This is a genomic window from Streptomyces sp. NPDC005962 (genome assembly GCF_040629205.1).
In the GTDB taxonomy this organism is placed as follows: Bacteria; Actinomycetota; Actinomycetes; order Streptomycetales; family Streptomycetaceae; genus Streptomyces.
Window position 1 is genome coordinate 157,184 of the sequence record NZ_JBEXVE010000017.1, and the last position, 22,337, is coordinate 179,520.

The window sequence follows — 22,337 nt, forward strand, 5'->3', positions numbered from 1 at the left end:
CGAGGCGAACCGGTGCGAGGCGAACCGGTGCGAGGCGAACCGGTGCGGCGCGCCGCCCTGGTCACGGGCGCCTCGCGCGGCATCGGCCTGGCGGTGGCGAAGGCCCTGGTGGCGGACGGGGTGGCGGTGTGCGTGACGGCCCGCGAGCCCGCCGCCCTGGCCTCCGCCGTACGCGAGCTGGGCCCGCACGTCATCACCTGCCCGGGTGACGTGGCGGACCCGTCGCACATCGAGGAGGCCGTGGCGCGCACGGTCGCCGCCTTCGGCCGCCTCGACATCCTCGTCAACAACGCCGCGACCAACGCCCCGCTCGGCCCGCTGATCGACGCCGACCCGCTCGCCTGGCGCACGGCCTTCACGGTCAACGTGGAGGCCCCGCTGCGCCTGGCGCAGGCGGCCTGGCGCGCCTGGATGCGCGACCACGGCGGCGCGATCGTCAACATCTGCACCGAGGGCACCCACGGCGTGGGCCCCGGCATCGGCGCCTACGGCACCAGCAAGACGGCGCTCCTGCGCCTCACCCGCCAGCTCGCCGCCGAACTCGCCCCGGGCGTCCGCGTCAACGCGGTCTCCCCGGGGCTGATCCGCACCGAGATGGCCCGCTTCGTCTGGGAGCCCGACGAACCGTCCATCGCCGCCACCCTCCCCCTGGCCCGCATCGGCGAACCGGAGGACGTGGCGGGCGCCGTTCGCTGGCTCGTCTCGGACGAGGCGTCCTGGATCACCGGCACCGACCTGGTGGTGGACGGCGGCCGCCGGGTCCGGGCGGCCTACCGTGGGGCTACCAGATGATGGCGTCGTCCAGGTTCTGCTGCCAGTAGGTGACCTTGATGGAGTCGTCGATCCAGACGCCCTTGGCGGGCAGCGACGGGTGGGCGGCCGAGGAGACGTCCTCGTCGGCGGTGCGGCCCTGGAACCAGACGGTGAGCGACTTCTCGGTGTGGCCGTGCTTGCCGCTGCCGTCGGCGGCCGACAGGTTCACCGAGGCGTAGCCGGACTGCTTCGGGGCGAGCGTGACGACGGCCTGCGGCTTCGACGCCTCGATGACCGGCGGCACCGACTGGGCCTCGCCGAACTGGACGGCCGGGTACTGGTACAGGTTGCAGGGGACGCTGCCGGTGTTGGTGACCGTCAGCAGCATGTGGTTCACCGGGCGGCTCAGGGGAGCCGCGACCGTCTTGGTGTTGGACCCCTGGCAGGTGACGGCGGCCTTGGCCTTCGCCGCCCCCGCGGCCCGCGCGCCCTCGGCGTGGGCGGTCGCCCCGTTGCTGTACGCGGTCAGGGACAGCGCGGCGACCGCGACGGTCGCGGCGGCGGTCACGAAGCGGGCGCGGGACATCCGGATGCTCGACATGGGTGAGCCCTTTCGGTGGTGCGGTGCGTGTGGTGCTTGGATGACCGGAGCTTGTGGGGTGATCTGTCCCAACCGCCAGAAAATCCGGGCAGTTTGGGACAGTGGAACGCGAAAACGGGCTGTGACCAGGGGGAACGCCAGGGGCTTGGGACGCGGAAATGGGACGCGCCGGGCCGCACAGGGATGGGGAGAAACGGGTGTCAGGGGCACGAGGGGCGGCCGGGACGGACGCGGAGGCGTTCGCGGAGCTGCTGCGGGGGTTCAAGGAACGCGCGGGGCTGAGCTACGGGGCGCTCGCCAAGCGATTACACATGAGCACGTCCACGCTGCATCGTTACTGCAACGGCAGCGCGATACCGCCCGACTACGCACCGGCCGAGCGGCTCGCCCGGGTGTGCCGGGCGACCCCCGACGAGCTGGTCGAGCTGCACCGGCGGTGGATTCTGGCGGACGCGGCGCGGAGGCGTAAGGCAGCGGGCCCCGAGGCAGCGGCGCCCGAGGAGCAGGCGCCCGCCGCCGCCCGGGACGGCGAACCCGCAGCCCTGGAAGCCGAATCCGCCGCCCAGGACGCCGAGCCCGCCGAATCCGGTAAGCAGGCCGAACCCACCCAGCCTGCCGAACCCACCGAGCCCGCCGCAGGCGATGAACCGGTCGTCGGCGACCCCGCCCCCTCCGCACCCGTGCGGCCAGGTCGGCGCCGCACCGCGCTCATCGCCTCCGTCGCCACGGCCGCCGTGCTGGGAGCCCTGGTGCTCGCCGTGAACCTGTCGTCCTCCGGGGACGACGGTGCAGACCGGCGGGCGGGCGATGTCACCGTCCCCCCGACCAACGCGCCCGCCACCACCGTCCGGGCGGACGGCAAGCGCCAGTCCAAGCCGCCCTCCTCGCCCTCCTCCCCAGCCCCATCCCGGAGCGCGAAGACCGGCGAACCCCCCGCCCCGACGCGGGAGTCCGGCGCGCGCGGCGGCGGGGAGGCGCACGGGGGCGGGGGCGCCGCCGAGCGCACCGGCGGCGTACCGGTCAACGTCGCCATCCGCCCCTACATCTACGAGAGTCCGTGCAGCCAGCACTTCCTCGTCGACGCCGAGCCCGCACAGGTCGGCCCGCCCGCCGCCGAGCAGGACGCGCCCCGCTGGGCGGCCGCGAACGGCGCGGTCTCCTCGGGGGAGCAGCGCGTGGCCCTCACCGTCCAGGGCACCGGGAAGGACACCGTCGTCCTGGAGGCGCTGCACATACGCGTCGTCGACAAGGGCGCCCCGCTCGCCTGGAACGACTACTCGATGGGCGTCGGCTGCGGCGGTGGCGTCGGCACCAAGTCGTTCGGCGTCGACCTCGACGACGGCAGCCCCACCGTCACCGTCGAGAACGGTCAGCGCGACTTCCCGTACAAGGTCAGCGAGTCCGACCCGGAGGTCTTCTACGTCTCCGCCCGCACCACGGCGCACGACGTCCGGTGGGACCTCTCCCTGAAGTGGTCCAGCGGCGACCGCCACGGCACCGTGCACATCGACAACAACGGCACCCCGTTCCGCACCAGCGCCGACGCCGGACGCCCCGGCTACGACTACCCGCTGGGCGGCAGCGAGTGGATCGAGCGGGCGGAATCCTGATAATTCGGCTCCCCATGGTAAATCGCAGGGCCCATCAAAAAGACCCATCAAAAGGACCTCATCGAAGGTGCGTCCCACCGGTATTGAATGAGGGACTTTTGATGGATGTCTGAGCATTGCTTGACGAGCGGGGAGCTCTCAAGAATGACAGGCGTCACCGAGCGCGGAAGGACTTCCCACCGGAAGCCGCCTTCCCGGGCGCGCAGCCGCACCGCTTACCAACGACGGTGACGCCGCCCACCGCTTCCAGAACCAGGTCGAGGCCGACAAGGGGCCGCGGGACGCCCCGAGGTTTGGACAAAGGAGTTCCCTCCCCATGACGCAGTCCGTAAGCGCGCGCGAATTCGCACTTCCACCGCTCACTCCCGGTCCGCATCGCAAGAGGCTCGGCCTCATCTCCATCGTCGCCTCCTTCGGAGGCCTGCTGTTCGGCTACGACACCGGCGTAAGCAACGGTGCAGAGAACCCGATGCAGATCGAGCTCGGTCTGGACAATCTGTCGTTGGGCGTCGTCATCAGCTCACTGATCTTCGCCGCCGCGGTGGGCGCGCTGTTCGGCGGGCAGGTCTCCGACGCCTGGGGGCGTCGCAAGACGATCCTCCTGTTCGCGGTTCTGTTCTTCTTCGGCACGCTGTTCGTCGTGTTCTCGCCGGGCTTCGAGGCCCTCGTGACCGGACGGATCCTGATCGGGCTCGCGGTCGGTGGTGCGTCGACCGTGGTTCCGGTCTACCTCGCCGAGCTCGCGGCAGTCGAGATCCGGGGCTCGATCACCGGGCGGAACGAGCTGGCGATCGTGACCGGCCAGCTCGCCGCCTTCGTGATAAACGCGATCATCGGCACCGTCTTCGGTGATCTGAACGGCGTCTGGCGCATCATGTTCTCCATCTGCGCGCTCCCTGCCATAGCCCTGTTCGTGGGCATGCTGCGGATGCCCGAGTCGCCTCGCTGGCTGGTCGAGAAGGGACACGACGACCAGGCTCTGGCGGTATTGAAGACCGTCCGTTCGGAGGAGCGGGCCATCGCCGAACTGGCCGAGGTGCAGCGCGTCGCCGCAGAGGAGAAGGAGGACCGCCACGTCGGTGTGCGGGCGATTTTGGCGAACAAGTGGCTGATCCGGATCCTGCTCGTCGGCATCGGGGTCTCCATGACCCAGCAGCTCACCGGCATCAACTCGATCATGTACTACGGCCAGCGGGTGCTGATCGAGGCAGGATTCACGGCAGGCGCGGCGCTCATCGCCAACATCGCCTCGGGTGTCTTCGCCGTCATCGGCGGCGTTATCGCGCTCTACAACATGGACAGGATCAACCGGCGCAACACCTTCGTCATCGGTCTCTCGCTGACCACGACCTGCCATCTCCTCATCGGGGCCGCTTCGATGGTGCTGCCGGTCGGGAACCCGCTGCGCCCGTACGTCCTCCTGTTCCTCGTCGTGGCGTTCGTCTTCTCGATGCAGTCATGCCTCAACGTCGCGGTGTGGGTGTGGCTGGCGGAGATCTTCCCGCTGCACATGCGCGGCCTGGGGATCGGCGTCGCCGTGTTCTTCGGGTGGCTCATGAACGCACTGCTCGCCCTGTTCTTCCCATCGCTGGTCGCAGGGGTCGGTATCACCGGGGCGTTCTTCTTGTTCGCCGGCATCGGTGTGGTCGCGCTGATCTTCGTCGTCACCCAGGTGCCTGAGACCCGCGGAGTGTCGCTGGAGAAGCTGGAAGAGGGCGTCACCAGCGGTACCGTCTACGACTTCAGGACGGCCGGCCGCGTGGGCGGTAGTGCGGGATGAGCAGGCAGGTGCCCCGGTAGCGGCCGTACCCGCTGGGCGGCAGCGAGCGGATCGAGCGGGTGGGGTAGGGCCTGTCGTTTGGATCAGGCCGGGCTCGCGGGGTCTGGCACGCGCATCTGCGGCGTTGTCGTCACTCGCCGACGCTCCGCGTCGACTCCCTCCTCCGCCTTGCAGCTGCACGCACCAGACCCCGCTCCCTGATCCGGCCTGATCCAAACGACAGACCCCAGCCACGCACTTCGGCCGAAACTCCACCTGGCCGGGGGCCGCTATCCGTTAGGGTTCACCGCGGAAACGTCGTCCGTCGCATCGCCTTCCGTCGCGCATTCCATGACCTGATTCGCAGCAGCGTCATACCCGCGCCACGGAACCGCTCGACGACGTGGGTGTCGCTCTATCCTCAGGAGGGCGCTCATGAGCCCCACCGACACCTCACCCGGCTGGTACGTCGACGGCCGCTGTCTGAACTGCAACCTCGCCCGCCAGTACGCGCCCGGCCTTATCGGCTACACGCCCGGCGGCGACTACGGCGGCCTGTCGACGGTCCTGCGTCAGCCCGAGAACGAGGACGAGGTCCGGCAGCTCTACATGGCCGCCCACTCGTGCCCGACCCGGTCCGTGCACCCGCCCGCCGATGCGTGGGAGCCGGACTCGGACCCGTACCCCCTGCCCCTGGACGAGGCCGGAACCGTCCTGCTGTGCGGGCACGCCTCACCGCGGACCTACGGCGCCGCCTCCTACCTGCTGCGCCGCCCCGATGCCACCGCGATGATGATCGACACCCCGCGCTGGCAGCCCGCGCTCGCCCGCCACTACGAGGAGCGGGCCGGGAAGATCACCGACGTGCTGCTCACCCACCTCGACCATGTGGCGCACGGCCGCCGGTACGCCGACGCGTTCGGCGCCCGGCTGTGGATTCACGAGGGCGACCTCCACTCCCGGCCCGACGCCGACTCGGTCATCCGCGGCCGGGACCCGGTGGAGATCGGCCCGGGCGTGATCGCCCACCCGTTCCCCGGCCACACGGCGGGCAGCACGGTCTTCGTCGCGGACGACACGTTCTGCTTCACCGGCGACGCGTTCTTCTGGTCCGAGTCCGAGCAGGACTTGGAGGTGGCCGACAGCGTCGTCTACGACTCGATCAAGACCCTGGCCGCGTCGGTGGCACGCGGGGCCGAGGAGCTGACCTTCGAATGGGTCCTCCCCGGCCACGGCAGCTTCCACCGCCTCCCCGCCGAAGAGATGAGGACCCGCATGCGAGCCCTCGCCCACCGGGCCACCACGTATCCGGAGCAGCCGATCGACTACGGCAAGGTCCGCTACTGACCTGTACCGACCCGTACGGACCTGTACCGACCCGTACGGACCTGTACGGACCCGTACGGACCCGGCGGACGGAGGACCTGATCACAGCGTGATGACGACCTTGCCGTGGACGTGGCGTCCGGCCTGCAGCGTCACGGCGTCGCGGATCTTCTCGATCGGGAAGGTCGCGGCGATCGGCACGGTGAGCTGACCCGCGAGGATCGCGTCAGTGATCCGTTCCGGGGCATCCGGCGCCGCGTCGACGCCGCCGGTCGCGCGCACACCGCCGGGAGGGTTGAGCCCCGCGGCGATTCGTGGAGACCCGCTCGGGCGGTACGCCGAGCGCGAGCGCGGTCTTCGCCGTCTCGGTGCCGAACAGGTCGGTCGCCGCGGTCACGCCACCGGGAACGGCCGTCCGTACCCGGTCGGCCAACCCGGCGCCGTATGCCACGGGTTCGGCGCCCAACCGCCGCAGGAAATCGAACGTGCCCTCCGAGGCGGTCCCGATCACGCGGGCACCGGCGAGCTTCGCGAGCTGCACGGCGAACACGCCCACACCGCCGGCGGCGCCGCCGATCAGGAGGGTGTCGCCGGACCGCAGACCGACCGCCGCCAGCGCGGCGGCGGCGGTCAGCCCGGCCACCGGAAGCGTGCTCGCCACCTCGTCGCTGATGCCCTCCGGCGTGTGGAAGAGAGCCCGGCGGGTTCTCGCCGCGCTGGAGGAACTGGTTCCTAGGCTGGTGCCGTGATCGATTCCAGGGCACTGCGAACCCTGCTCCCCGCGGGCCGCGACGACAGCGGGTGGGAGCCCGTCACCTCCGGCGAGTCCGGGGCCGCGGTCTTCCGCTCCGATGACGGCGCTCGGTACGCGAAGTGCGTGCCCCCGCACCAGACGGCCTCGCTGGAGGCGGAGCGGGACCGTGTCGAATGGCTTCACGCCCGGGGCATTCCAGGCGCCCGGGCACTCGACTACCGCGTCACCGCTGCGGGCGGCTGCCTGGTGACCAGCGCCGTGCCGGGCGTCCCCGCGGACCGCGTCCCGGCCGCCACGCTCCACGCGGCGTGGGAGCCGATCGCCGACGCCGTGCGGCGGCTGCACGATATGCCGCTCCAGGACTGCCCCTTCAGCCGCGACCTCCGCCAGATGTACGCCACCGCCCGCGAGGTCGTGGCGCGCGGCGCGGTCAACCCGGACTTCCTCCCCGTCGACCAACAGCACACCCCACCTGACGAACTGCTCGCCCGCCTCGCCCCGCAGCTCGAAGCCCGCCTGGACCAGGAAGCCGCCGAAGCGGTCGTCTGCCACGGGGACTTGTGCCTGCCCAACATCGTCCTCGACCCGACGACCCTGACCGTGACGGGCTTCATCGACCTGGGCCGCCTGGGCCGCGCCGACCCCTACGCCGACATCGCCCTCCTCCTGGCCACCGCCCGCGAAACCTGGCCCGACGCCCACCAGACGGCCACGGCGGAAGCCCTGTTCGCCACCCACTACGGCACCGCCCTGGACCGCACCCGGGAGTGCTTCTACCTCCACCTCGACCCCCTCACCTGGGGGTAGCACCGGTTTGACCGACGCGGGCGGGCGCGGGCATCTCACATCAATGAGGGTGCCAGGGATCGGGACGCTGAGTTAGCGTCAGCGCGATCCGACCAAGGGGCTTCGCGTGCAATCGTCAGATACATCCGCCATGTCAGCGATCACCGATAGGCGATCGGCGGCGGACCTCGACTTTCCGCCGGTGCGTAACGGGGTCGACTACCTCGTCAGCGTGGTGGATCACCTCGTGGCCTTCGAGTATGACCACGAGGTGACCCTCCGCGACTTGAAGTACGGGGTGCTCCACCTCCAGAGCGCCGTCGAGGTCCTGCTGAAGGCCCGACTGCAGCGTGAGCACTGGGCCCTGGTCTTCAAGGATCCTGGGATCGCTTCCGAAAAGCGGTTCCTGGAAGGCGACTTCGAAAGCTGCACCACCGACGATTCCGTGTACCGGCTGCGCCGCATCGTCGGCCTCTGCATCACCGACCAGGAGCACTCGGCGCTGAGAGCGTTGGCGAAGCTCCGCAACGCTCTCCAGCACTACGGTCTCCGGCACAACGCCCGCGCTGTCGAGGCGCGTGCCGGCGAGGTGCTGGACTTCCTCGTCCGCTTCCTGGAGGAGGAACTGCTGCCCGGGCTCAGCCCCGAGGAGGGAGAGGCGGTCGGTGCGGAGATGGACCGCGTCCGCGAAGGCCTGCGAGACATCGCGGCGTACGTCACCAAGCGTATGAACCGGCTGAGAGGCGAACTGACCGGGTGGGAGGACCGCGTCATCCACTGCCCGGACTGTGACCTGTGGGCCCTGGTTCTTGGCCCACCGATCAGCCGGTGCCACTTTTGCGGCACGACGTATCCGGATCCTGGCGAACTCGCCTCCGCCTACTACTGGTGCGACCCCCGGCAAGACCACCTGGTCGGCCCCTGCCCCGCCTGTCATGAGCCGACCTTTGCCCGCGAAGTCCGCCTGCGCAGCGCTCCGCGCGACCTTTACGGTGTGTGCCTCACCTGCACGGCCCGGCTTCTCCGCCAAACCGACTACTTCTGACGCAACCGGCGTGCTGTCGACCGCCCGTCAGGCGGCGTCGGCACCTCTTTGGCCTGCGTTGCGCTGTACTAGGCGTCGAACACGCCGCGTTCGATGTCCAAAAGGAATGCCTGCCATCCCTCACGGCTGAAGCGGAGGGCCGACCGGCCGGGCTCCTTACTGTCCCGCACGGCCCGGCCACCGCTGACGGTAGCCGCGACCTCTATGCAGTTGTTGTTCTGGCCCGAGTACGACGACTTGATGTACGGGCCTACAGCGTCAGGGGTCACGATTCGTCTTCCTTGCTGCTTCGCAGGACGCGCCGGATAAGTTGTGCGCTTGCATCCGGCGTGAGTGCCGCCGATCGTAGCTGGTCAAAAGCGCGTGTGTAAGCTGCCAGATCGTCCGAGGCTTCGAGAATGGACGCTCCTCTGAGGTTGTCGATCGCGACGGCTTCAACTGTCGGCTGATTGTCGAAGGAGAACGACGAGAACGGGTACGTCATTCCGGCCCGCACTCCTGCTGCCAGCGGCAGAATCTGAAGGGTCACGTTCTGCCGCTTGCCCACCTTGAGCAGGTGCTCAAGCTGGTCGAGGTAGACGTCATCGGGGACCAGCCGGTTGATGACGACTGGTTCCCAGATGACGGCCGCGTAGCTTGTACCGCCTTCACTGATCTTCGCCTGCCTCTCCTCGCGAACCTTCACCAACTGAGCAACGGATTCAGACGATACGAAGTCGGGCCCAGCTGTGCTTGCGCACTCGGCGTACCCCGCCGTCTGCAGCAGCCCCGGCACGAGAACTGTCTGCCATTCGCGAATGGATGTGGCGTCGTCTTCAAGCGAGATGTGGTTCCGGTAGCCGTCTGAAAGCTCCGGGAAGTTCAACCACCAGCCGCGATGGTTGCTGTTCTTGGCGAGCCATACGAGATGGTCGCGCTCTTTCTCGTCCGTGACGCTGTAGCGGTCCAGGAGGAGCAAGACCTCCGCAGGTTTGGCTGTGGTGATCCCATCTTCCATGCGGCTGATCTTGGATCGCGAGCCGTAGATGAACGCCGCGGCCTGTTCCTGGTCGAAGCCAGCCTTGAGCCTGTGGCGCTGCATCCTGCGACCGAACCGCCTGCTGCGCACGGTCGGCTTCCCACCTGCGGGCATGTTGTGGTCTCCCTCTCTCCAAGTCCTCAGTCTGCCTCCAGTAGCAGACGTTGAGTGACGTTTCACGACAGAGCACTTCGTGCACGTGTGCACTCTAGGGCGATTGCGTGAGTGGGTGAGGTACGTCTAGTCTCTGTGCATGCGCCGCTACAGAGCGCAATCTTGACGAACAGTCAGGGGGTAGGTCTGCCATGCCCAGAACCGTCACGGACGAGTCGCGCCGGGACACCTTCCGGATCGCCAAGCACATAAGGAACGTGCCGGGAGTACGGGCGCGGGTGAGCAAGAGCCTCGCGAACTGAGGGATCAGCGGCAGCGTCGCCGACGACGTGATCCTGTCGGCCAGCGAACTGGTGTCCAACGCCATCAAGCACTGCCGTGTGACCTTCGCCCGGATCGAGATCAGCGTCTCGGTCCAGGGGCAGGACGTCGTGCTGGAGATCTCCGACCCCGACGGGGACAGACTCCCGCGGCTCCGCGTCGCCGACGTCGACGCAGAGGGCGGCCGTGGCCTCTATGTCGTCGAGCAACTGGCCCACACGTGGGGGTACCGGAACCGGGGGTGCGGAAAATGCGTATGGGCGCGGTTCATCGCCGTGGAAGAGCCTGACGCGCCCGTTGACGCGTAACAGGGAACGCTGCGCGCGGTCCGTCAGTTCGCCGCGCGCGGCGCGCAAGTTCGTGCAAGTACCTGGCCCCTGCCCTGATGCCCGAGCAAGATCGGACATACGCCAGTATTCGACCCCCGTGGAGGCCCGCATGGCACTGCACAAGTTGGGACAGGACCCGGAGAGCCCGGATGGCAAGTCGCCCACCGTGTACATCGACGACGAGACGGACCACTACATCCTCCAAGGCTGGAAGGTGACGGACCCGGCCCGCTTGGGCCAGATGGACATCCCCGAGCATGAGACGGTGATCGAGTTTCCGCGCCGCATGATGCAGTTCTTCCCGGAGGTGAAGGGTAGGAGTGGAACCGACGCTTGAGCAGCGGCTGAGGAGCTGCCACGGCACGGCCGTGCACCTGGAAATGCGGGACGGCTACATGCGGTCCGACCCGCGCTACATCGCTTGGCGGAACGGTGTCCGCAACGCACCCGAGGACAACGATCCGACCCTCCGGTCGTGGCTCACTCTCGTGGCTGAGCTGACCGCCAGGGGCGTCGAGGTCCGGCGGGCGCGGATCGTCTCCGAGCCGGTAAGCGACTACATCGCGTTCGAGCACCATCTGACAGCTGCCAACGTCGAGGCGGGTGAGTCGGTCCGTTGGCTGCCCCGAAGGCAGGCGTCGGACATCGCCCTTCCCGGCAACGACTGCTGGGTGCTGGACGGCAAGCTCGTCGTGTTCCATCACTTCGACGGGGACGGCGAACTCGCCCCCGATGACGAGACCGCCACAGATGATCCGGCAACGGTGAAGCTGTGCGGGTCCGCCTTCGAGGCGGCGTGGGAGCGAGCAGTGCCGCACGCGGAGTACTCACCTCCTCGTCGGCCCTGACGAGGACGCCGCATTGCCGTCGTCGTCCACTGTCGCCGAAGCGCGGCGCGCGCTCGGCCAGCGCCTGCGTGAGATCCGGAAGGACTCCGGTCTCACCGCACGGGCGCTGGCCGCTCGCGCGGGGTGGCATGAGTCCAAGTGCTCCCGCATTGAACACGGGCGCACGCCGCCCTCCGACGCCGACATCCGGGCGTGGACGCTGCATTGCGGGGCCCAGGACCAGATCACGGACCTCATCGCGACCGCCCGGACAGTCGAGGGCATGTACATCGAGTGGCGTCGCATGGAGCGTGCCGGGCTCAAGCGCGTCCAGGAGTCGGTGGCACCCCTCTTCGAACGCACCCGGCGATTCCGCGTCTATCAGTCCTGGGTGATCCCCGGACTGCTCCAGACGTCCGCCTACACCAGTGCTGTCCTGGGCACGGTCGCAACGCTGCGCGATGTTCCGGGCGATGTCGAGGATGCCGTGTCGGTTCGGATGGAGCGCCAGCGTGTTCTCCACTCCGGCGATCACCGATTCGCCATGCTCATCGAGGAGTGGGTGCTGCGGACCGTGATCGGGAATGCCGAGGTCATGGCCGGACAACTCGGCCACCTGATCGCCGTGGCGTCCCTGCCGTCCGTCAGCCTGGGCATCATCCCCATGGGCGTGTCACGAGGCGCCGGATGGCCCGTCGAGTCGTTCACGATGTACGACGACGACCAGGTCAACGTGGAACTGGTCTCCGCCCACCTCACGGTCACACAGCCCCGTGAGGTGAAGGAGTATGGGCGGGCCTTCGCCGAGCTATCGGCCATCGCCGTCTATGGCGCGGCAGCACGTACGTTGATCACCGCTGCGATCGACTCACTCGGGTGATCCCGCGCAAGTCCGCGCACGTTCGTTGAGCTGGTTGATGGCCGCTTCGTAGCGTCCTGGAGCATGAGACGTCCCCAGCAGACCAGCATGAGTGGTCCTGTTCACCTGTCGGTACCTGACCTGGAGCCGGTGCCGGTGCAGGGCTGCAAGATCTGCGCGGCGCTGGACAGGCAGCGGGCCGAGGCACGCCGAACGGGCAATCTGTCCAAGGTCACGGACATCAACGTTGAGATCCGACGACACCAAGCCGACGAAGCGTCATGAGCGGGTTCTCGTGGCGCTGGCGTGAGCTGGCAGGTGTACCGCGAGACGCGCAAGTGAGCCGATTTCCTGATCTCCCACCCCGGCCGCCCATTCCCTGGCAGGACAGCGGCCGGAGCGGGTGCACGTGCACGACGGCACGGGGAGATGCCTCGCGCCGACCGCACAGAAGGGAAATATCCCTGATGCAGCTGTTCGGGTTCAAGGCCGTCATCCGACAGGACCCGGAAGACGGCGACACCATGCCGGACCAAGACGACCAAACTCCGCCCGGATCGGGTGACAGCGGGGACGGTCGTCAGTACGTGGTGAGGCCGTAGCCCGCCTCATTCCCCGCCAGCCTGGCTCGTGCGAAGCAGAGGGCCGGGCTGGCGCCGTTCGAGAGGAGCCGGAGCGGGACGTGGCATATCACTGGCACGAGAAGGGGGCGGCCGATCATTGGCATGCGTACGCGTGGAACGGCCCGGAGCGGCCACCGGACAGCGACCGGAACGATCACGGCTCCTCCAGTCCTCCCTTGGAGATCAGCCACTGGCTGCGGCAGAGACCGGAGTACGTCAAGGCGACCTTCAAGATCCCGGACGATCGTGACAAGGCCCGCGCCTGGCTGCAAGAGACGCTGGACGAATACCCGAGCCGTGAAGGTCCGTTCAGCCGTCACAAGGTGTCCGAACTGGCCTACACCTCGGAGTGCCTGGAGGCTGATCATGATGTGGTCTGGGGGTACTACAGCGAGTCGGGCCGGTACGTGTCCCGGGGCCTGATCTTCTGCCCCCGCGCGGGCGAATGCTGCCCCCAACCGCCCGGAACCTAGTGCCGGATCACTCAAGCAGCAGCGCTTGTCCGCCGGTTCGGACGGCAGCTGGTTGTTCCGGGCTCGGGATGGGCGGGTCAGCCGCCGAGGGCGGCGGCCATGCGGTCGAGGTCGGTGAGGAGGGCGGTCAGGCGTTGTTCGGGGATGGTGTCGATCATCTGCCGTTCGATGGCGTAGACGGCGGACCGGACCGCGTCGAGCCGGGCGCGGCCGTCGGGGGTCAGGTGGGTGGGCAGGGCGCGGCCGTGGTCGGTGGTGGCGGGGCGGGAGACCAGGCCCGCGTCCTGGAGGTTGCGCAGGACGACGTTCACTGACTGCCGGGTGACGAACGTGGCTCGGGCGAGTTCGGCGTTGGACAGGCCGGGCCGCTGGTCCAGGAGTTCGAGGCAGGCGTACTGCGGCACGGTCAGGTGGTGTTCGCGCAGCGCCGTGTCCATGGCGCCGCGCAAGGCCGCGGCGGCGCGTTTGAGGCGGTATCCCACGTGTTCCGTGACGTCGTCGGCGGGGTGGGGCGGTGCGGTGGGCTTCGGGTCTTCCATGTCAGGAGTTTGACATATGGGCGGGGCGTGTTTACGTTCGTGATGTCAAAGTCCTGACATCCTCACCGACGCCGGAGGCGCCAACCATGAGCACCCCCACCACGACGATCTCTGTTGACTCCGACGTGATCACCATGGTCAACGTCTTCACCGTCGCCCCGGAGCGGCAGATCGAGCTGGCCGACGCTCTCGACCGGGCGACCAGGGACGTATTCCTGACCGTGCCGGGCTTCGTCTCCGCGAACCTGCACGTCAGTCTGGACGGCCGTCGGGTCGTCAACTACGCGCAGTGGGCCAGTGAGCAGCAGCACCAGGAAGCGATGCGGCGTTCGGACGTCCGCGAGCACATCGCCGAGGCGGCGGCGATCGCGGAGGCGTACGATCCGACCTTCGCGCGGGTCCGTTCCATCCATCACCCCCACGGGCGGCGGGCATGACCCCCGGTCACCATCAGGTGCCTCAGTCACCGAAAAGTGCGTTCTTCCAGGTCAGCTCGCGCTCTCCTACAGTTTCCGAGTAACTACAAGAGAGCGCGTCAGAAGGGCGATCACCGTTGGCCACCATTGATGTCTTCAACCACAACGTCCCGGCTGAAAGCGAGTTCGGCTACTCGCAGGCGATCAAGTCCGGCGAGCTGATCCACGTCTCCGGACAGCTCGCGCTCGACGAGGCGGGCGAGTTCCGTTACGCGGGCGACTTCGCGGCCCAGCTCAAGCAGACCTACGCCAACCTGGACAAGGTCCTGGACCACTACGGCGTCACCCGGAACCAGGTCGTCTCGCAGACTCTGTACGTGGTGGACCTGCGGCAGCGCGCCGCGGCGACGGCGGAGGGCAATCTGGCGTACTTCGGCGATCACCGCCCGGCCAGCACGGTGTTGGGCGTCACCGAGCTGACCTTTCCCGGCCAGGTCATCGAGATCAGCTTCGTCATCGACGAGAAGCTGCCCCGCTGAGCCCGCCGGGAGTGTCGGCGATCCGGGCGATGAGGAAGTCGAGCCGCTCCTCCTGACCGGCCGGGGGGATGCGGCCGCTGTCCGACAGGACGGCCAGGCCGTGCAACGCGCTCCAGATGACTTCCGCGAACAGTTCGCGCCGGTCGTTGTCCGGGCGGAAGCAACTGACGAACTCGTCGAAAGCGGCTCGTAGCGGGGGCGGGGTCTCGGCGCTCGCGAACTTCAGGTCGGTGGGGAGGACGAACATGGCCTCGTACAAGGCAGGCCGCTCCGTCGCGAAATCCAGATAGGCGCGGCAGACGGGGCGCAGGGCCCGCCCCGGTTCGGGGGCGGTCTGCCGCGCGCGGCGCAGGTGGGCGGCGAGTTCGCTGAAGCCGTCGAGGGCGACGGCGCCCACGATGGCGCTCTTTCCGTTGAAGTGGCTGTACAGCACCGGCTGGCTGTACTCGACGCGTTCGGCCAGCCGTCGCGTCGTCACCGCCTCCCAGCCTTCGGTCTCCGCGAGTTCGCGCGCGGCCGTGATGATCAGCTGATGACGGTGGGCGCGTTCGCGTTCGCGACGCTCGTTGATGGCGGACATGACGACATCCTAGCGATGCTAGGCGCCCTGTCGAAAATAGTTCCAGATCTAGCTCGTACCGGCGGGCGGGTCGGCGTAGACGCCGTGGGTCATGCCGGTGGCCTGGCCGACTTCGATGAGGTAGCCGTCCGGGTCGCGCAAGTAGCACCGCACTTCGGCCTTGCGGTCGATGGGCGGGGTGAGGAACTCGGCGCCCTTCGCGCTCCACTCCCGGTGGCATGCCTCGATGTCGGCGACGCGGAGGTTGAGGAAGGCGCTGACCGTGCTCGGGTCGGTGGGCGGGCGCAGGGTGACGTCCGGCTTGTCGGGGGTGGGGCCGCCACCCGGGTTCATGATGATCCATCCGTTGGCGAGCCTGATGGTGCAGGGGTTCTCCTCAAGTACCACCTCACCGCCGAGCACGTCGGTGTAGAAGGCGCGGGACCGGGCTACGTCGGCCACCGTCAGAAAGTGGGTGAGGAGGAGCCCGGAATCCGGGGCGGGAAAACCATCGCGGTGCATGCGAGACCTCCAGGCGAAGCGGATGTTTCCGCCCATAGTGGTGGATGGGCGTCCGTGGACATGGCGGAACACGGCGGAGAGGGTTCACGGACGCCGTAACGGCGGCCCTGGCGCCGTAACGGCGGCGCGGGGGCCCTGTCGGAGGCCCTATCGGCAGCCCTGGGTGCCCGTATCGGGCGTCCTTAGACTCCGCTCATGACGCTCCCTGACACCACCGCGCTCGCCCGCGACCTCGCCCCCGCCGGAGTGCTGCGCGCCTCCGTCAATCTCGGTAACCCCGTCCTCGCCCAGGGCGCCCCGGACGCGCCTCGCGGCGTCACCGTCGAGCTGGCCGGTGAGATAGCCCGGCGCCTCGGCCTGCCGGTGGAGTTCCTCTGCTTCGACGCGGCCCGCAAGTCCTTCGAGGCGATGACCACCGGCCGTGCCGACCTGTGCTTCCTCGCCGTCGAACCGGCCCGTGAGGCGGAGGTCGCGTTCGCCGCCCCGTATGTGCACATCGAAGGGATGTACGCCGTCCCGGCCGAGTCACGGCTGCGGACACCGGACGACGTGGACCGCGCGGGTGTCCGTATCGGGGTGAAGCAGGGCTCCGCCTACGACCTGTACCTGACGCGCACCCTGCGCCATGCCGCCGTGGTCCGGGGCACGGACGGGGTGGACGTCTTCCACGGCGAGAAGCTGGAGGTCGCGGCGGGAATCCGGCAGCCACTCACCGCGCACCTCGCCGAACGGCCCGAACTGCGCCTGGTCGAGCCCGCGTTCATGACCATCCGGCAGGCCGTCGGGACGACGAAGGCGCGGCAGCCGGAGACAGTGCGGTTCCTGAGCGAGACGGTGGCTCATCTGACGGCGTCCGGGTTCGTCGCCGAGGCCCTGAGTCGGTCCGGGCAGGACCCGGCGCTGGCCGCACCTGTGGAGCGGTGAGCCCGGGGAGGGGTTCGCCCGTGGCGGTCACGTGCTGGTGCGGGACCTCTTGACAGTGCGCCGCCCTGGGGGTCAGTCTCACCCAATACGCAGAGCGCAATATATTGGAGACCCTCATGAACCCTCCACCTCCCCAGGTCACCAGCACAGACCCACCTCCCGGACCCCGGCCGGGGCTTCTGCGGCGATGTCTGCGGATGCCGATCGGCGTGCAGTCGATCATCGCCGTCGGGCTCGGAGCCCTCATCGGGACGTTCGCGCCGGGCGTCGGCGAGCAGCTGAAGATCCTCGGTGATCTCTTCCTCAACCTGGTGCAGGTCGTCGTCCTGCCCCTGGTCTTCCCGCTCATCGTGCTGGGCATCGCCCGCATGGAGTCGGTCAAGAAGGTCGGCCGGATCGCCGGGAAGGCCATCCTCTACTTCGAGATCGTCACCACCGTCATCCTGGTGATCGCGGTGGGTCTGGCCAAGCTCACCGGGATCGGCAAGGGCGCCCCGGTCGGCGCCGCCGACACCAAGGACCTGGACAGCCTGGACCAGGGGATCGACTTCCACGAGCTGATCCTGCACGCCGTGCCGAAGAACATCTTCGCCGCGTTCAGCGAGGGCAATCTGCTCGGCGCGATCGTGTTCGCCCTGCTGGTGGGCGTGGCCATGGCTTCCATCGGGGAGAAGTCCGAGCCGTTCGCCTCGGTGCTGGACTCCGTCGCCACGGTGATGTTCAAGGTCGTCGGCTACGTCATCCGCGTCGCACCCCTGGGCGTCCTCGGGTTCATCTCCTACGACGTCGCCCACTACGGCTTCGGCAACCTGCGCAGCCTCATGGGCTTCATCGGCGTCGTCTACGCGGGTCTGGCCATCGTGATCGGCGTGCTCTTCCCCCTCATCGCGGCGATCTACCGCATCCGCTACGTCGAACTCCTGAAGGCGATCGGCAACCTGGCCGGGATCGCCTTCGTCACCCGCAGCTCCGAAGCCGTGCTGGCGCCCCTCATGGGCAAGCTGGAGGAGTTCGGCCTCAGCCGGTCGACGACCTCGTTCGTCGTGCCGCTCGGCTACTCCTTCAACACCGACGGCTCGGTCCTTTACCAGGCCGCCGGGCTGGTCTTCATCGCCAACGCCTACGGCGCCGACACCTCGCTGCCCGCCCTGCTCCTCATGGTCGGCGTGCTGGTGCTCCTCTCCAAGGGCATGGCCGGTGTGGCCTCCGCCGGTGTCGTCGTCCTCATCGCCGCGGGCAACAGCATCGGACTGCCCGCCGAGGGCATCGCCCTGCTCCTCGGCGTGGACTTCATCGTCGACATGGCCCGTACCGGCGTGAACGTCGTCGGCAACGCGCTCGCCGCCGCCGTCGTGGACGGCTCAGAGAAGCGCCGCGAGGCCAAGGACGGCATGGGTGAGGCCGCCTCGCACGACGCCGGCCCGGAACCCCGGTTCGCGCAGGCTCTCCAGAAGGACAGCGCACGGTGAACAGCCCGGTCGGCACACCCGTCGGCACAACGGTCGGCACGCCCGTCGGCACAACGGAGATCATCGGCATCCTCGGCGGCATGGGACCGGCGGCCACCGCCGACTTCTACGCCAAGCTGGTGTCGATGACTCCCGGCCGCAGCGACCAGGACCACCTCACGACGGTCATCTGGTCCGACCCCACCATCCCCGACCGCACCGAGGCGCTCCTCGGCAACGGCCCCGACCCCACCCCCTGGCTGCTCAACGGCGGCCGCGTGCTGCGCGAGGCCGGAGCCACCGTCATCGCCATCCCCTGCAACACCGCCCACGCCTTCGTCCCCCGCATCGCCGACCACGTCGGCCTGCCGATCATCCACATGATCGGTGAGGTGGCCCACCACCTCACCACCCTGCGACCGGCCGTCCGCACCGTGGGGCTGCTGGCCACCACCGGCACCGTCCGGGCGGGGCTGTATCAGGAATGGCTCGACCGCTACGGCATCCGCCTCGTCCTCCCCGACGAGGCGGACCAGCACAGCGAGGTCATGGCCGCCATCCGCGCCGTGAAGGCGGGGGCCCGTGGTGAGGCGACCGCGTCCCTGGCCCGTGCCGCACGGCGGCTGACCGAACGGGGCGCGCAGGCGATCATCGCGGGGTGCACCGAGATCCCCCTCGGGCTTCCCGCCGACGCCGTCGCCGCCGACGTGCCCCTCATCGATCCGGCCGCCATCCTGGCCCGGACCCTCGTCCGCCGGGCCCGTGCGGCATGACGGAGAAGGCGAGCCAGGAGGGCAATGTATTGTACGCAATATGTCACTCGACAGTCCTGTCTCCCGCCGCCTCCTCAGCGACGAGGTCTTCCACCGCCTGCGCGACTCCATCGTCCGCGGCGAACTGGTCCCGGGGGAGAAGGTCAAGGACAGTGAACTCGCCGAGCGCCTCGGGCTCAGCCGCACCCCGGTGCGCGAGGCACTCGCCCGGCTCGCCGACATCGGACTGGTCGAGGCCAAGCCGGGCGTCTACACCCGCATCACCACCCTCAACCGCCGCGACGCCGAAAAGACCCTCGCCGTGCTGCGCGCCCTCGACCAGCTCGCCATAGAGACCGCCGTGCCGATCATGACCGAGCAGGACCTGCGGCACATGCGCGAGGCCAACCGGGACTTCGAACGCGCCGTCGCGGGCAACGACACCGACGCCGCCCTCGCCGCCGACGACCGCTTCCACGCCGTCCCCATCACGGCCGCGGACAACCCCGTGCTCAGTCGGATCGTCGAACAGGTCCACCCCCAGATCCATCGCATCCTCTACCGCAAGTTCTCCACGCTGCTCGGCGGCCGCAACACCATCGACCACCACGAACAGCTCGTCGACGTCTGCGCCACCGGCGACGCCCGCGCCGCCGCCGAACTCTCCGGGAAGCACTGGTCCGCGCTCGGCGGACACATCAACCAGCTCTTCGACACCAACCAGTTCGCCGAAGACTCCTGAGCCCGCCGGCGGAACGCCCCCGCGAGCGGAACGCCCCCGTCAGCGCTCCCGCTTCCCCAGCCAGATCGGGTTGGTCAGGGCGACCATCGGCCCCGGTATGCCCGACGCTCCGCCGTCCGCCGCCGGGTGGCGGATCTCGGCCCGGACGTAGGCCGCGTAGGAGGGCGTCGTCTTCCACTCCACCGTGCCGGAGCCGGAGGCGGGCAGGGTGGCGGTGTACAGCGGGCCCTGGTCGGTGATGAAGCGGACCTGACGGCCCGCGCCCGCGCCCGAGACCTTCAGGCGGACCGTCACCTCGGCGTCGGGGGCGACCGGCAGGCGGTCGGCGATTCCGGCGTGCCCGCCCCGGCCGTCCACCGCCTCGAAGGCGAGGTCGACCCCGGAGGACTCGGCGATCCAGCAGCGGCCGGACCGGATGCCCTCCTGGAGGGCGGTGCGCGACAGCTCGTCGGCGAGGACGACGGTCTGGGGGAGACCGACGGGCTGGGGCTCGCGGTGGGAGTCGCTGTTGCCGACGGCGGGGAGCCAGCGGCCGTCCCCACGGGCGGCGGCGACCAGCGTGTTGTCCCACTCCAGGACGGTCGCCTCGTCGTCCGGGCCGAAGTCGGCGTTCCACACCTCGACCGCGTCGGCCTCGTTGAAGCCGAACTTCCAGTTGCACCCGACACAGGTGCCGTGCGGGTGGGCCGGGATCACCAGGCCGCCCGCCTGCCGGATCTTGCGGGCGAACTGGCCGAATCGGTTGTCCCGGGCGCGGTAGCGCCAGTCGATGAAGGTGCCCGGGTCGATACCCAGGGCGACCACATGCCCATTCCGGGTGGTGATCTCCTCGCCGGTGATGATCAGCAGGTCGTCGCCCCACAGGCCCTCGAACGCGCCGTGGGCGGAGGTGGTGTTGTGCTCGGTGGTGGTGATGAAGTCGAGCCCGGCGGCGCGGGCAGCGGCGGCCAGCTCGGCCGGGGTGCGCTTGCCGTCGGAGTGCACGGTGTGCAGATGGGAGTCGCCCCGGTACCAGGCCCGGCCCCGGCCCTTGGCCCGCTGCGGCGGGTATACGGGCTTCGGGGTGGTGCCCGGAGCGCCGAAGCGCAGGGTCACCGTGACCTGGTAGTCCAGGCCCTGCGGGGCGACCGTGTAGGGGCCGAGGACGACATGCCAGGTGCCCGCCCGCACCGGCCCGGCGAGATAGCCGGGGGTCGCCTCCGCGGCGCTGATCGCGAACTCCGTGCGGGCGCCGCCCGACCAGCCCCGGAAGCCGCGCCCGCCCAGCTCCGTACCGCGCTCGTCGAAGACGCCGATGTCGCACGCGTTCCCCTGCGTGCCGGAGGGCACGGCCGGTTTGTCGTACGTATAGGAGACCGCGATCTCGCGGACCCCCGACGGGACCTCCACCGGCAGATAGACGAAGTCCGGCGACCCGATGGGCAGATGGCCGGAAATCGTGCGGGACCGCTCCTCGCCCGGGCCCGCGTCGTCCGCCTGCGCGAAGGACACCGGGTCGAGCGTGAGCACCCCCGCCGCGCCCGCGAACGCGGAGAGTCTGAGTACGTCCCGTCGCTGCATGCCCTGCCCCCAAGAAGTCCGGCCAGAAGTCCGACGTGCCCTCGTGTCACCCGCGTCCCACCGTTGTACGCGCCGATGACATCCGCGGAAAGCCCTGTGGATAACTCCGCGACGGTGAGGGAACATACGCGAGCCAGACCGGCCAACCCGGAGGAGCGGCCCCTTCATGCGCATCGCGACCACCGTGTTCCTCACCGACGAGACCGTCCGCCCCGCCTGGCTCGGGCGCGAGCTGGAGCGGCGCGGATTCGCCGGGCTCTATCTGCCCGAGCACACCCACATCCCGGCGAGCCGCGACACCCCCGCCCCCATGGGCGAGCCCCTGCCGCGCCCGTACGGCCGTACCCTCGACCCGTTCGTGGCCCTCGGCCAGGCGGCCGCCGTCACCGAGCGGCTGGGTCTTGGCACCGGCATCTGCCTGGTCGCCCAGCACGACCCGGTCGGCCTCGCGAAGAGCGTGGCCACCCTCGACTTCCTCTCCGGCGGGCGCTTCACCTTCGGCATCGGCTACGGCTGGAACGTCGAGGAGGCCGCCGACCACGGCACCGTCTGGGCGGACCGCCGCGAGCTGGTCCGCGACCGGATGGCGCTGATGCGCGCGCTGTGGACGGAGGAGCCGACGGCCCATCAGGGCCCGTACGCGTCGGTACGGGCGAGCCTGGCGTACCCCAAACCGGTGAACCGGGAGCGCCCGCCCGGCGACCCCCTCACCGGGCCGCGCACCCTGATCGGCGGGGCGGCCGGGCCGAAGCTGTTCGCGCACATCGCCGCGTACGCCGACGGCTGGCTGCCGATCGGCGGCGGCGGACTGACCGAAGCCCTCCCCGAACTGCGCCGAGTCTGGGCGGAGGCGGGGCGCGACCCGGCTGCGCTGGAGGTGGTGCCGTACGCGGTGCGCCCCTCGCCCGGCAAGCTCGCCCACTACGCCGGGCTCGGCATCGAGGAGGTCGTCGTGCAGCTCCCGCCCGGGGACGAGACGGAGATCCTGCCCACCCTGGACGCCTGCGCGCAGTATCTCTAGGCATCTGCGGGCGTCTATAGGAAGCTGTGTGCCAGTGCCTGTAGACCGCAGGGATATTCCCGGCACCGGCGCCGAATTGTCGTGATCAGCCCCACAAAACCGCAGGCCCGGCCGGTC

Annotated in this window: 26 protein-coding genes and 1 pseudogene; 19 read left to right on the forward strand and 8 right to left on the reverse strand. The window is 69.3% G+C overall.

What is annotated here, in order from left to right:
- Window positions 1–42 precede the first annotated feature (42 nt).
- Window positions 43–792 carry an SDR family oxidoreductase gene (locus ABZ370_RS26535; RefSeq protein ID WP_358625564.1) on the forward strand — a complete coding sequence of 250 codons (750 nt, stop codon included), beginning with the start codon at window positions 43–45 and terminating at the stop codon, window positions 790–792.
- On the opposite strand, the gene ABZ370_RS26540 is transcribed toward ABZ370_RS26535, so the two are convergent.
- Window positions 782–1,354: a DUF4232 domain-containing protein gene (locus ABZ370_RS26540; RefSeq protein ID WP_358625487.1), complete on the reverse strand. Its 573-nt coding sequence runs from the start codon at window positions 1,352–1,354 to the stop codon at window positions 782–784. The genes ABZ370_RS26535 and ABZ370_RS26540 overlap by 11 nt on opposite strands.
- A gap of 197 nt (window positions 1,355–1,551) precedes the next feature.
- Between ABZ370_RS26540 and ABZ370_RS26545 the strand changes: the two genes are divergently transcribed.
- From ABZ370_RS26545 to ABZ370_RS26555, 3 genes are all read left to right on the forward strand, one after another.
- The gene (locus tag ABZ370_RS26545) at window positions 1,552–2,964 is read left to right on the forward strand and encodes a helix-turn-helix domain-containing protein (RefSeq protein WP_358625489.1); all 1,413 of its coding nucleotides are present in this window, start codon (window positions 1,552–1,554) and stop codon (window positions 2,962–2,964) included.
- A gap of 316 nt (window positions 2,965–3,280) precedes the next feature.
- Window positions 3,281–4,744 (forward strand): sugar porter family MFS transporter, encoded by a 1,464-nt coding sequence (locus ABZ370_RS26550; RefSeq protein ID WP_358625491.1) that lies wholly within the window; start codon window positions 3,281–3,283, stop codon window positions 4,742–4,744.
- A gap of 414 nt (window positions 4,745–5,158) precedes the next feature.
- Entirely contained in the window at window positions 5,159–6,070 is a 912-nt protein-coding gene (locus tag ABZ370_RS26555) for a ferredoxin (RefSeq protein ID WP_358625493.1), read from the forward strand.
- Between the two features lie 81 nt (window positions 6,071–6,151).
- Here ABZ370_RS26555 and ABZ370_RS26560 read toward each other — a convergent pair.
- Window positions 6,152–6,737 (reverse strand): annotated as a pseudogene (locus tag ABZ370_RS26560) (zinc-binding dehydrogenase); the annotation flags it as partial.
- A 75-nt stretch (window positions 6,738–6,812) separates the two neighbouring features.
- Here ABZ370_RS26560 and ABZ370_RS26565 point away from each other — a divergent pair.
- Complete coding sequence (locus ABZ370_RS26565) at window positions 6,813–7,610, forward strand: APH(3'') family aminoglycoside O-phosphotransferase (RefSeq protein WP_358625566.1); 798 nt, start codon at window positions 6,813–6,815, stop codon at window positions 7,608–7,610.
- Window positions 7,611–7,740: 130 nt separating this feature from the next.
- Window positions 7,741–8,634, forward strand: a complete 894-nt coding sequence (locus ABZ370_RS26570) for a hypothetical protein (RefSeq protein WP_358625495.1) — start codon at window positions 7,741–7,743, stop codon at window positions 8,632–8,634.
- Between the two features lie 68 nt (window positions 8,635–8,702).
- Here ABZ370_RS26570 and ABZ370_RS26575 read toward each other — a convergent pair whose 3' ends face one another.
- Both ABZ370_RS26575 and ABZ370_RS26580 read right to left on the reverse strand, forming a co-directional pair.
- Window positions 8,703–8,903, reverse strand: a complete 201-nt coding sequence (locus ABZ370_RS26575) for a DUF397 domain-containing protein (protein WP_358625497.1) — start codon at window positions 8,901–8,903, stop codon at window positions 8,703–8,705.
- Window positions 8,900–9,766, reverse strand: coding sequence for a helix-turn-helix transcriptional regulator (locus ABZ370_RS26580; protein ID WP_358625499.1), 867 nt, complete (start codon window positions 9,764–9,766; stop codon window positions 8,900–8,902). Before ABZ370_RS26580 ends, ABZ370_RS26575 begins: the two co-directional genes overlap by 4 nt.
- A 305-nt stretch (window positions 9,767–10,071) precedes the next feature.
- Here ABZ370_RS26580 and ABZ370_RS26585 point away from each other — a divergent pair, with 305 nt between their 5' ends.
- The 6 genes from ABZ370_RS26585 (at window position 10,072) to ABZ370_RS26610 (ending at window position 13,198) form a co-directional block, all read left to right on the forward strand.
- Window positions 10,072–10,395 carry an ATP-binding protein gene (locus ABZ370_RS26585; RefSeq protein ID WP_358625568.1) on the forward strand — a complete coding sequence of 108 codons (324 nt, stop codon included), beginning with the start codon at window positions 10,072–10,074 and terminating at the stop codon, window positions 10,393–10,395.
- 130 nt (window positions 10,396–10,525) lie between these two features.
- Window positions 10,526–10,753: a hypothetical protein gene (locus ABZ370_RS26590; protein ID WP_358625501.1), complete on the forward strand. Its 228-nt coding sequence runs from the start codon at window positions 10,526–10,528 to the stop codon at window positions 10,751–10,753.
- 43 nt (window positions 10,754–10,796) lie between these two features.
- Complete coding sequence (locus tag ABZ370_RS26595; protein ID WP_358625570.1) at window positions 10,797–11,264, forward strand: DUF6879 family protein; 468 nt, start codon at window positions 10,797–10,799, stop codon at window positions 11,262–11,264.
- A 13-nt stretch (window positions 11,265–11,277) separates the two neighbouring features.
- On the forward strand, window positions 11,278–12,123 hold the full coding sequence (locus tag ABZ370_RS26600) for a DUF5753 domain-containing protein (protein ID WP_358625503.1): 846 nt from the start codon (window positions 11,278–11,280) through the stop codon (window positions 12,121–12,123).
- 63 nt (window positions 12,124–12,186) lie between these two features.
- Window positions 12,187–12,387, forward strand: coding sequence for a hypothetical protein (locus ABZ370_RS26605; RefSeq protein WP_358625504.1), 201 nt, complete (start codon window positions 12,187–12,189; stop codon window positions 12,385–12,387).
- A 397-nt stretch (window positions 12,388–12,784) separates the two neighbouring features.
- A complete protein-coding gene (locus tag ABZ370_RS26610) occupies window positions 12,785–13,198 on the forward strand; it encodes a hypothetical protein (RefSeq protein ID WP_358625506.1) in 414 nt (137 codons plus the stop codon).
- Between the two features lie 77 nt (window positions 13,199–13,275).
- On the opposite strand, the gene ABZ370_RS26615 is transcribed toward ABZ370_RS26610, so the two are convergent.
- Window positions 13,276–13,737 (reverse strand): MarR family transcriptional regulator, encoded by a 462-nt coding sequence (locus tag ABZ370_RS26615; protein WP_358625508.1) that lies wholly within the window; start codon window positions 13,735–13,737, stop codon window positions 13,276–13,278.
- An 86-nt stretch (window positions 13,738–13,823) separates the two neighbouring features.
- On the opposite strand from ABZ370_RS26615, the gene ABZ370_RS26620 reads away from it, so the two are divergent.
- Window positions 13,824–14,174, forward strand: a complete 351-nt coding sequence (locus ABZ370_RS26620; RefSeq protein WP_358625510.1) for an antibiotic biosynthesis monooxygenase family protein — start codon at window positions 13,824–13,826, stop codon at window positions 14,172–14,174.
- A gap of 116 nt (window positions 14,175–14,290) precedes the next feature.
- Window positions 14,291–14,692, forward strand: a complete 402-nt coding sequence (locus ABZ370_RS26625; protein ID WP_358625512.1) for a RidA family protein — start codon at window positions 14,291–14,293, stop codon at window positions 14,690–14,692.
- On the opposite strand, the gene ABZ370_RS26630 is transcribed toward ABZ370_RS26625, so the two are convergent.
- Window positions 14,667–15,272 (reverse strand): TetR/AcrR family transcriptional regulator, encoded by a 606-nt coding sequence (locus tag ABZ370_RS26630; RefSeq protein WP_358625514.1) that lies wholly within the window; start codon window positions 15,270–15,272, stop codon window positions 14,667–14,669. The two genes, ABZ370_RS26625 and ABZ370_RS26630, sit on opposite strands and share 26 nt — an antisense overlap.
- Window positions 15,273–15,320: 48 nt before the next feature.
- The gene (locus ABZ370_RS26635; protein ID WP_358625516.1) at window positions 15,321–15,773 is read right to left on the reverse strand and encodes a VOC family protein; all 453 of its coding nucleotides are present in this window, start codon (window positions 15,771–15,773) and stop codon (window positions 15,321–15,323) included.
- A gap of 195 nt (window positions 15,774–15,968) precedes the next feature.
- Between ABZ370_RS26635 and ABZ370_RS26640 the strand changes: the two genes are divergently transcribed.
- From ABZ370_RS26640 to ABZ370_RS26655, 4 genes are all read left to right on the forward strand, one after another.
- A complete protein-coding gene (locus ABZ370_RS26640) occupies window positions 15,969–16,697 on the forward strand; it encodes a transporter substrate-binding domain-containing protein (protein ID WP_358625518.1) in 729 nt (242 codons plus the stop codon).
- Between the two features lie 197 nt (window positions 16,698–16,894).
- A complete protein-coding gene (locus tag ABZ370_RS26645; protein ID WP_358625520.1) occupies window positions 16,895–18,166 on the forward strand; it encodes a dicarboxylate/amino acid:cation symporter in 1,272 nt (423 codons plus the stop codon).
- The gene (locus tag ABZ370_RS26650; protein WP_358625522.1) at window positions 18,163–18,918 is read left to right on the forward strand and encodes an amino acid racemase; all 756 of its coding nucleotides are present in this window, start codon (window positions 18,163–18,165) and stop codon (window positions 18,916–18,918) included. Before ABZ370_RS26645 ends, ABZ370_RS26650 begins: the two co-directional genes overlap by 4 nt.
- Window positions 18,919–18,958: 40 nt before the next feature.
- Window positions 18,959–19,639: a GntR family transcriptional regulator gene (locus ABZ370_RS26655; RefSeq protein WP_358625524.1), complete on the forward strand. Its 681-nt coding sequence runs from the start codon at window positions 18,959–18,961 to the stop codon at window positions 19,637–19,639.
- A 39-nt stretch (window positions 19,640–19,678) separates the two neighbouring features.
- On the opposite strand, the gene ABZ370_RS26660 is transcribed toward ABZ370_RS26655, so the two are convergent.
- Window positions 19,679–21,199 (reverse strand): CehA/McbA family metallohydrolase, encoded by a 1,521-nt coding sequence (locus tag ABZ370_RS26660; protein ID WP_358625526.1) that lies wholly within the window; start codon window positions 21,197–21,199, stop codon window positions 19,679–19,681.
- 166 nt (window positions 21,200–21,365) lie between these two features.
- Between ABZ370_RS26660 and ABZ370_RS26665 the strand changes: the two genes are divergently transcribed.
- Window positions 21,366–22,220 carry a TIGR03619 family F420-dependent LLM class oxidoreductase gene (locus ABZ370_RS26665; protein ID WP_358625528.1) on the forward strand — a complete coding sequence of 285 codons (855 nt, stop codon included), beginning with the start codon at window positions 21,366–21,368 and terminating at the stop codon, window positions 22,218–22,220.
- Window positions 22,221–22,337: the final 117 nt, after the last annotated feature.

Bases quoted from the DNA above. Each gene is read 5' to 3' on its own strand.
- ABZ370_RS26540 (WP_358625487.1), bottom strand. From the start codon at position 1,354: ATGTCGAGCATCCGGATGTCCCGCGCCCGCTTCGTGACCGCCGCCGCG.
- ABZ370_RS26550 (WP_358625491.1), top strand. From the start codon at position 3,281: ATGACGCAGTCCGTAAGCGCGCGCGAATTCGCACTTCCACCGCTCACT.
- ABZ370_RS26555 (WP_358625493.1), top strand. From the start codon at position 5,159: ATGAGCCCCACCGACACCTCACCCGGCTGGTACGTCGACGGCCGCTGT.
- ABZ370_RS26570 (WP_358625495.1), top strand. From the start codon at position 7,741: ATGTCAGCGATCACCGATAGGCGATCGGCGGCGGACCTCGACTTTCCG.
- ABZ370_RS26580 (WP_358625499.1), bottom strand. From the start codon at position 9,766: ATGCCCGCAGGTGGGAAGCCGACCGTGCGCAGCAGGCGGTTCGGTCGC.
- ABZ370_RS26590 (WP_358625501.1), top strand. From the start codon at position 10,526: ATGGCACTGCACAAGTTGGGACAGGACCCGGAGAGCCCGGATGGCAAG.
- ABZ370_RS26595 (WP_358625570.1), top strand. From the start codon at position 10,797: ATGCGGGACGGCTACATGCGGTCCGACCCGCGCTACATCGCTTGGCGG.
- ABZ370_RS26605 (WP_358625504.1), top strand. From the start codon at position 12,187: ATGAGACGTCCCCAGCAGACCAGCATGAGTGGTCCTGTTCACCTGTCG.
- ABZ370_RS26615 (WP_358625508.1), bottom strand. From the start codon at position 13,737: ATGGAAGACCCGAAGCCCACCGCACCGCCCCACCCCGCCGACGACGTC.
- ABZ370_RS26620 (WP_358625510.1), top strand. From the start codon at position 13,824: ATGAGCACCCCCACCACGACGATCTCTGTTGACTCCGACGTGATCACC.
- ABZ370_RS26630 (WP_358625514.1), bottom strand. From the start codon at position 15,272: ATGTCCGCCATCAACGAGCGTCGCGAACGCGAACGCGCCCACCGTCAT.
- ABZ370_RS26635 (WP_358625516.1), bottom strand. From the start codon at position 15,773: ATGCACCGCGATGGTTTTCCCGCCCCGGATTCCGGGCTCCTCCTCACC.
- ABZ370_RS26640 (WP_358625518.1), top strand. From the start codon at position 15,969: ATGACGCTCCCTGACACCACCGCGCTCGCCCGCGACCTCGCCCCCGCC.
- ABZ370_RS26645 (WP_358625520.1), top strand. From the start codon at position 16,895: ATGCCGATCGGCGTGCAGTCGATCATCGCCGTCGGGCTCGGAGCCCTC.
- ABZ370_RS26655 (WP_358625524.1), top strand. From the start codon at position 18,959: ATGTCACTCGACAGTCCTGTCTCCCGCCGCCTCCTCAGCGACGAGGTC.
- ABZ370_RS26660 (WP_358625526.1), bottom strand. From the start codon at position 21,199: ATGCAGCGACGGGACGTACTCAGACTCTCCGCGTTCGCGGGCGCGGCG.
- ABZ370_RS26665 (WP_358625528.1), top strand. From the start codon at position 21,366: ATGCGCATCGCGACCACCGTGTTCCTCACCGACGAGACCGTCCGCCCC.